Source organism: Candidatus Megaera venefica, from assembly GCF_034554655.1.
GTDB lineage: Bacteria > Pseudomonadota > Alphaproteobacteria > Rickettsiales > Rickettsiaceae > Megaera_A > Megaera_A venefica.
On the sequence record NZ_JARJFB010000108.1, the window covers coordinates 1 to 6,554 of the forward strand.

A 6,554-nucleotide genomic window follows, 5' to 3' on the forward strand; every position below is an offset into this window, starting at 1 on the left:
GGCAGCTTTATCGAAAAGTTTTTTAAGTAAATTCTCAATTGCTTCAGCCGGAGCTGAATTGCTTGATATAATGGCTATTTTTTTAACTAGGATGTTTTCTTTTTCCATAATAAATAAATTAGATGGTTTAATAGCAATACTAAGAAGGCGGATACAATTATGTCGCTTGCAAAATGACCACCCATTATAATCCGTGATAGGCCAACAATAGAACCAAACAATATGCTAGTTATGTATATTCTAGCAAAGTATAGGCTTCTCGCAACATAAGCTATTGAAGAAAAGTAATAACCCATAGCGGCATGACCAGAGGAAAAAGAACAGTTTTTAGGGCATTGATCTGAGAATGCAAAAGCTCTAGAAAAATCCTTAGTGCCCCCGAATTCTATTATTTCTCTAGGTCTTGCTCGTCCAAAATTTTCCTTTAACAGTGAATTCACAGTTATTCCAGGAGCAATTAAAGCTGAAATAATTAAGAAAAATGCCCAAGAATATAGGGCCTTTTTAAAGTTTTTGGATTTTATTAATATATATAATAGGTAAAGAACACATATAAAAACAAATGTTTTGGTTAATAGTGGTATTGCATTATAGAATAAGACCACTGCATAGTGTTCTTTGTATTTAAAGCCAAATTCTTTTGAGTAAAATAGTTCAGATATTTTAATATCAAAACTTGGAAATATAACAAAAATAAGCGAAAGAAAGCCAAATACAATTAAACTAATATTAACCAGTCGGTTGTTAATCATAGACTATCTAGAAAGAATAAGGTATAGTTCATCCAAATTTTCAATCATATAGCAAAATAGATGTCAATCAACTTCAAAACATATAAAGATAAACTATTGTTCTTGCCACTTGGTGGGTCAAACGAAATTGGTATGAATGTTAATTTATACCAATTTGAAGGTAAATGGATAATGATTGATTGTGGCAGTGGTTTTGCTGATGATTATTTGCCTGGTGTTGATATGGTCGTAGCAGACCTGAGTTTTATTGAAGCTTATAAAAAAGATTTATTAGGCATAGTATTGACACATGCTCATGAAGATCACCTTGGAGCTATCCAATATTTATGGAACGAGCTTGAATGCCCAGTTTACGCAACGAAATTTACAAAATGTTTTTTAAAAGCAAAATTATCAGAATATGCTTTTGCCAGCGATATTAAACTTATTGAGTTAGATCCAAACAAGAAGCTTGAACTTGGTCCGTTCTCTATTGAAATGATAGGGTTGACCCATTCAGCCCCAGAAATGCAAGCTCTTATGATAAGGACAAAGGCTGGAAATGTACTTCACACAGGTGATTGGAAATTTGATCCGAACCCTGTTGTAGGAAATTCTTCTGACGAAGCAGCTCTTAGAGCTTGTGGTGACGAAGGAGTTTTAGCTTTAGTTTGTGATTCGACTAATGTATTTAACAAAGGTGTTTCTGGTTCAGAGGGTGATGTTAGAGATAGCCTAATTGATATTATTGCTGGTTGTCCAAAAATGGTTGTTGTGACCACTTTTGCCTCTAACCTTGCGAGGTTAGATACGTTAATTCATGCTGGCCAAAAAGCTGGAAGAAAAGTTTGTCTTACTGGCCGTAGTTTACATCGAATATTTGCAGCAGCACAAGAGAGTGGTTATTTATCTGATATTGCTCCGCTTGTAGATGAACGATCAATCGGTAACTATAAAAGAGAGGATTTGCTTATAATTGCAACTGGTTGCCAAGGGGAACCAATGGCAGCGACATCTAAGATGGCAAGTGGTTCTCATCATTCAGTTAAGCTTGCGCCGAAAGATACAGTTATTTTTTCTTCCAAGATAATTCCTGGTAACGAGAAAAAGATTTTTAAGCTGTTTAATATTTTTGTAAAAAAAGGTGTTGAAGTAATAACAGAGCGGGACCACTTTGTTCACGTTTCTGGTCATCCCGCAATAGACGAGCTCAAAAAAATGTATGAACTTGTACGGCCACAAATATGTGTACCTGTCCATGGCGAGCCAGTACATATTCACGAGCATGCAAAGCTTGCAAAGGCAAACGGTATAAAGCACGCTATAGAAGTTGAGAATGGAAGCGTTGTTTTACTTGAGCCAGAAGGAGCAAAAATTATTGATGTTGTAAAAAATGGCTACTTAGCAGTAGACGGTAATTATCTCTTACCAGATGATTCGCAGATATTTAGAATGCGTAGAAGAATGCGCGATGATGGTATTGCAGTTGCTTCAGTGGTTGTAGATTCCAAGCTACGATTAGTGTGTAGTCCAATGGTGGCACTTCCTGGGTTATTAGATCCGATTGAAGACTCGGATTTTATTTCTCAAATTAAACAAGAAATTATTGATGCAGTAGCTGATCAACGCAAGCAAAGTAAATCTGGACTTACTACAGATCAGATAGAGTCTTGTGTTGCCAAGACTTTGCGTCGGATGATTAAGCATGAGATAAATAAATCACCTAATATTATTGTGAATCTTGAGGAGATAGAATAAGTCAAATTTTGCAACTTAAACACTATGTTGGAGTGCTGAATTTGCTATCTAGGCGATTGCTTACACAACCTTGGTAGTTCATTTCCATTTTAAAACTTTGTTTTAGATAAAAGCAGGGTGAGGCGCTTATGCATGAAGTAGTAATGCTTTGATAATCCTTTGAAGTTGTAAGCGACGGTAAGAATATAATTGATTTTGTTATGGTATAGTATAAATTGAAAATCTTAGTTTTACTAAGAATAAAATATTATTCAGCTCATACAAATCATGTTAAATAAAGCGGCACGCCAAAAAAACAATCTTATTCTATTATTGACAATTAGTTTGTCATTAATTGCTTGGTACTTGCCAATATCTGAAGCTATCTCTATAAATGCTTGGCATTTACTTATCATTTTTATAGCGACCATAATTGGCATTATTTTGAACCCTCTGCCTATGGGTGTTATTGCTTTGCTTAGTATCCTTGCTTGTGTTCTAACCAATACATTATCGTTATCTGAATGTTTGTCTGGTTTTGGCGATAGTATAGTTTGGCTAGTAGTTTTTGCTTTTTTTATTTCCAATGGCTTTATCAAAACAGGACTTGGTTCTAGAGTGGCTTACTATGTATTGTCTAAAATAGGTCATAGTACACTTGGCATTTCCTATGCTTTAGTAATTGCTGATTTTGTTTTGTCGCCATTAATTCCAAGTGCCACGGCAAGAGGTGGCGGGGTAATTTTTCCTATTGCTAAATCTATTTGCAAGTCATTTTCAGATGACGAACATCCAGGTGTTTCTTCTAAAAATGGTGGCTTCATAATGAGTGTTTGTACACAATCAACTGTGATTACTAGCACTTTATTTATTACCGCAATGGCAGCCAATCCACTTGCCGTAAAACTGGCAGAAAATGCTGGTTATTCCATATCTTGGACAGACTGGGCAATAGCAGCTATTGTTCCAGGTATTGTCTCTCTAGCAGTAATGCCTCTAGTTGTTTATTATCTATACCCGCCTACAATTAAATATTCAGATTCTGCGCCTAAAATAGCTAAAGAAAAATTAGCTGCCATGGGGAGACTTTCAATTCATGAAATTATCATGATGGTAGTGTTTGTAGTTTTAATAGGGTTATGGATTAATGGGCCCAGGTTTGGCTTGGAACCCACAACGGTAGCTTTAATAGGCCTATCTATTTTGTTTGTTACTCGGGTGATTAATTTTGAGGATAATTTAGCAGATAAAGGAGCATGGCACACTTTTATTTGGTTTGCCACACTTGTCATGTTGTCAGACTTCTTATCTAAATTTGGGTTGATGACTTGGATTGGAACTAAACTGCAATTTCTTTTTATCGATACTTCGCCAATAAATTCGTTGGTTATTCTATCCTTGCTCTATTTTTATATTCATTATTTTTTTGCAAGTAGTACAGCTCATATTACAGTACTATTACCAACGTTCTTAGTTTTATTTGTCAACGCAGGGGTTCCAGGGGCACTTGCGGCATTAATTTTAAGTTTTTTATCAACTTTATCTGCCGGATTAACACATTTTGGCTTAAGTAGTACGCCGATATTTTTTGGTGCTGGATATATGAAAACTAAGGATTGGTGGTATATTGGGTTAGTAACAAGCATAGTATATTTATTAGTCTGGATCTTTATAGGTGGGGCCTGGTGGAAATTATTAAAATTATGGTAGTATTGCTGTACTAAACTTAATCAGTCACACTGAATCCTGAACTTGTTTGGTCTGTGTCTCTGGCCTAGGTTTTTACCCCCTTAGATCTCCTTGGGTATGCCATTAAGATTACGTTTATTTAATTAAGAATTAGTAAACAACAAATTAATTCTAAGCTTGACAATATAATTAATATTTATTATATTTATTTAAGTGTAGAAAAAAATTTATTAATTAATACCTGAAGAATTATGTCTAAACAAAATAACAAAGAACTAGTACTCATGCCACATAACGCTAAGGCACAAGTAAATAAATCACAAGTAAAAGTACAATTGAATAATGAAGATGGTATTAGTTCAATTGTTTTAAAAAGTCCAGAACAAACACAAAACGTTCATATGTTTGATGCAGTGCAAGAGCTGTTAACAAACCAAGGAGCCAATATAACATCGATTGATTTCTCAGGAGTTCCGTTAGTAAGAACAGACACTTCATATCATCAGATGGCCGAGCAAGACGTAACTACTACTTACCCAATGGACCAACGAACAATAGGATTCATGCAAAGTATTGGTCGACATTGCCCTAATTTAGCAACACTTAAACTAGCTTTTACCAGTATAGATGCTAAAGCTTTGCAGGGAATATTTCAATATCTTAACGGAAACGCTATTGCTTATTTAGACATATCTAATAACAGCCTTTATGGATTTTCGCTGTTACAATTAATGCATAATATCCCTAATGTTAAATGTATTAAAGCAGACAATACATATATTATTCAAGAAGAAATCTCTACACTAACACAGAGCAATCCTACCTTATTTAATGTACAAGCATATGAACTACAACACTTATCTGAGAATTTAGATATCGGCCACGTTTTAGGGAAACCAGTATCGAAAAAAGCTGTTCATAAGCAGAAGCTAAAAGAACTAGTAACCACACCACATAGCTCTAAAGCACAAGTGGATAATGAGGATGGGGTCAATGCAATCGTTTTAAAAAGTCCAGAACAAACACAAAACGTTCATATGTTTGATGCTCTGCAAGATTTATTATTAAACCAAGGAGCAGACATATCGTCAATTGATTTCTCGGGAGTTCCGTTAGTAAGAACAGACACTTCATATCATCAGATGGCCCAGCAAGACGTAACTACTACTTACCCAATGGACCAACGAACAATAGGATTCATGCAAAGTATTGGTCAACATTGCCCTAATTTAGCAACACTTAAACTAGCTTCTACCAGTATAGATGCTAAAGCTTTGCAGGGAATATTGCAATGTCTTAATGGAAACGCTATTGCTTATTTAGACATATCTAATAACAGCCTTTATGGATTTTCCCTGTTACAATTAATGCATAATATCCCTAATGTTAAATGTATTAAAGTAAACAGTACATCTATTAGCCCAGAAGAAGTCTCTAATCTTAAAAAATTTAATCCATCTTTGTTTGATGTTAATGGGTATGAAGCTAAGATTGCTTGTACACAACTTATTTTTGATACCTTAGGAGACTTTCTTCATACCGATCTAGTAGGGTTAGTTGAGGAATATTATAATGATTCAATTCAGTATATGAATTGAATTAGGTGCTGTCGATTTAGCAAGTTTCTGGCTGTGCTCGAATATTTATATAAGCTGCGGCGCACAGCCTCCTTGCTCTAAAATTAACTATCACCAAATCTATGTTGATCTATAGGGGTCTTTCACTGGACCACATAAAGTTTGGTAGAACCTTAGAAAATAAAAACTCAAAAACAGCAGATAAAATTGAGAAAATTAAGAGTTGGTAAAAGTTAAGCTTGAATTACAAAAGAATTATCTGTGAGCAAAAACAATATCTGATTAAAAAAAACCTTGTTCTCTGCCGCCTAGAAGACAAAATCAGAAAAATCTAAGGTTTGCTTAGGCCTCCATATAGCAAAAGACAGGAGTAAGTCCCTCCGTCAAAACTCTCCCCGCCTGAATTAACAAGGGGTTTCATGTCATAAACAGCTTACAAAATCCATAAGAAAATGGTATAATTACCGCATAAAGCTTACGGATTTTAAAATTATGCCTATAGAAAATATTACTTTTCTCCAAAAACAAGAAAGGTTATTTGAAGAGAAATTATCTACAAAACTAAATCCTAAAAACAAGTTATATAAACTAAGGGATTTAGTAAATTGGTCTGAACTTGAAGCCAGAGCATTGCCTAACATTGAAATCAAGCAATTTGGTAGAAATAAGAAAGATCATAGAGTAATGCTAGCACTATCAATGCTTCAAGCTATGTACAACGGTTCTGATTCGTTTACGGAGGAAGAGCTAAAGGAAAATATTTATTGGCAATATTTTTGTGGTTATGAATATTTGCAGCAAGATCTTGATGTGTCTGAAG

5 protein-coding genes are annotated in these 6,554 nt (G+C 34.7%); 4 read left to right on the top strand and 1 reads right to left on the bottom strand.

The annotated features are described in order from the left end of the window. Positions 1-86 precede the first annotated feature (86 nt). Positions 87-752 carry a phosphatase PAP2 family protein gene (locus tag Megvenef_RS06615; RefSeq protein WP_322777188.1) on the bottom strand — a complete coding sequence of 222 codons (666 nt, stop codon included), beginning with the start codon at positions 750-752 and terminating at the stop codon, positions 87-89. Between the two features lie 60 nt (positions 753-812). Between Megvenef_RS06615 and Megvenef_RS06620 the strand changes: the two genes are divergently transcribed. The 4 genes from Megvenef_RS06620 to Megvenef_RS06635 form a co-directional block, all read left to right on the top strand. Continuing rightward, positions 813-2,489, top strand: coding sequence for a ribonuclease J (locus Megvenef_RS06620; RefSeq protein ID WP_322777189.1), 1,677 nt, complete (start codon positions 813-815; stop codon positions 2,487-2,489). 267 nt (positions 2,490-2,756) lie between these two features. After that, positions 2,757-4,178 carry a DASS family sodium-coupled anion symporter gene (locus Megvenef_RS06625; RefSeq protein ID WP_322777190.1) on the top strand — a complete coding sequence of 474 codons (1,422 nt, stop codon included), beginning with the start codon at positions 2,757-2,759 and terminating at the stop codon, positions 4,176-4,178. A 230-nt stretch (positions 4,179-4,408) separates the two neighbouring features. Further along, positions 4,409-5,755: a hypothetical protein gene (locus Megvenef_RS06630; RefSeq protein WP_322777191.1), complete on the top strand. Its 1,347-nt coding sequence runs from the start codon at positions 4,409-4,411 to the stop codon at positions 5,753-5,755. 471 nt (positions 5,756-6,226) lie between these two features. Further along, on the top strand, positions 6,227-6,554 hold a 328-nt coding region (locus Megvenef_RS06635), incomplete at its 3' end, for a transposase (RefSeq protein WP_322776028.1).

What these genes read in the sequence shown, in the direction of transcription:
- Megvenef_RS06630 (WP_322777191.1), top strand. Translation starts at nt 4,409, where the DNA reads ATGTCTAAACAAAATAACAAAGAACTAGTACTCATGCCACATAACGCT.
- Megvenef_RS06615 (WP_322777188.1), bottom strand. Translation starts at nt 752, where the DNA reads ATGATTAACAACCGACTGGTTAATATTAGTTTAATTGTATTTGGCTTT.
- Megvenef_RS06625 (WP_322777190.1), top strand. Translation starts at nt 2,757, where the DNA reads ATGTTAAATAAAGCGGCACGCCAAAAAAACAATCTTATTCTATTATTG.
- Megvenef_RS06620 (WP_322777189.1), top strand. Translation starts at nt 813, where the DNA reads ATGTCAATCAACTTCAAAACATATAAAGATAAACTATTGTTCTTGCCA.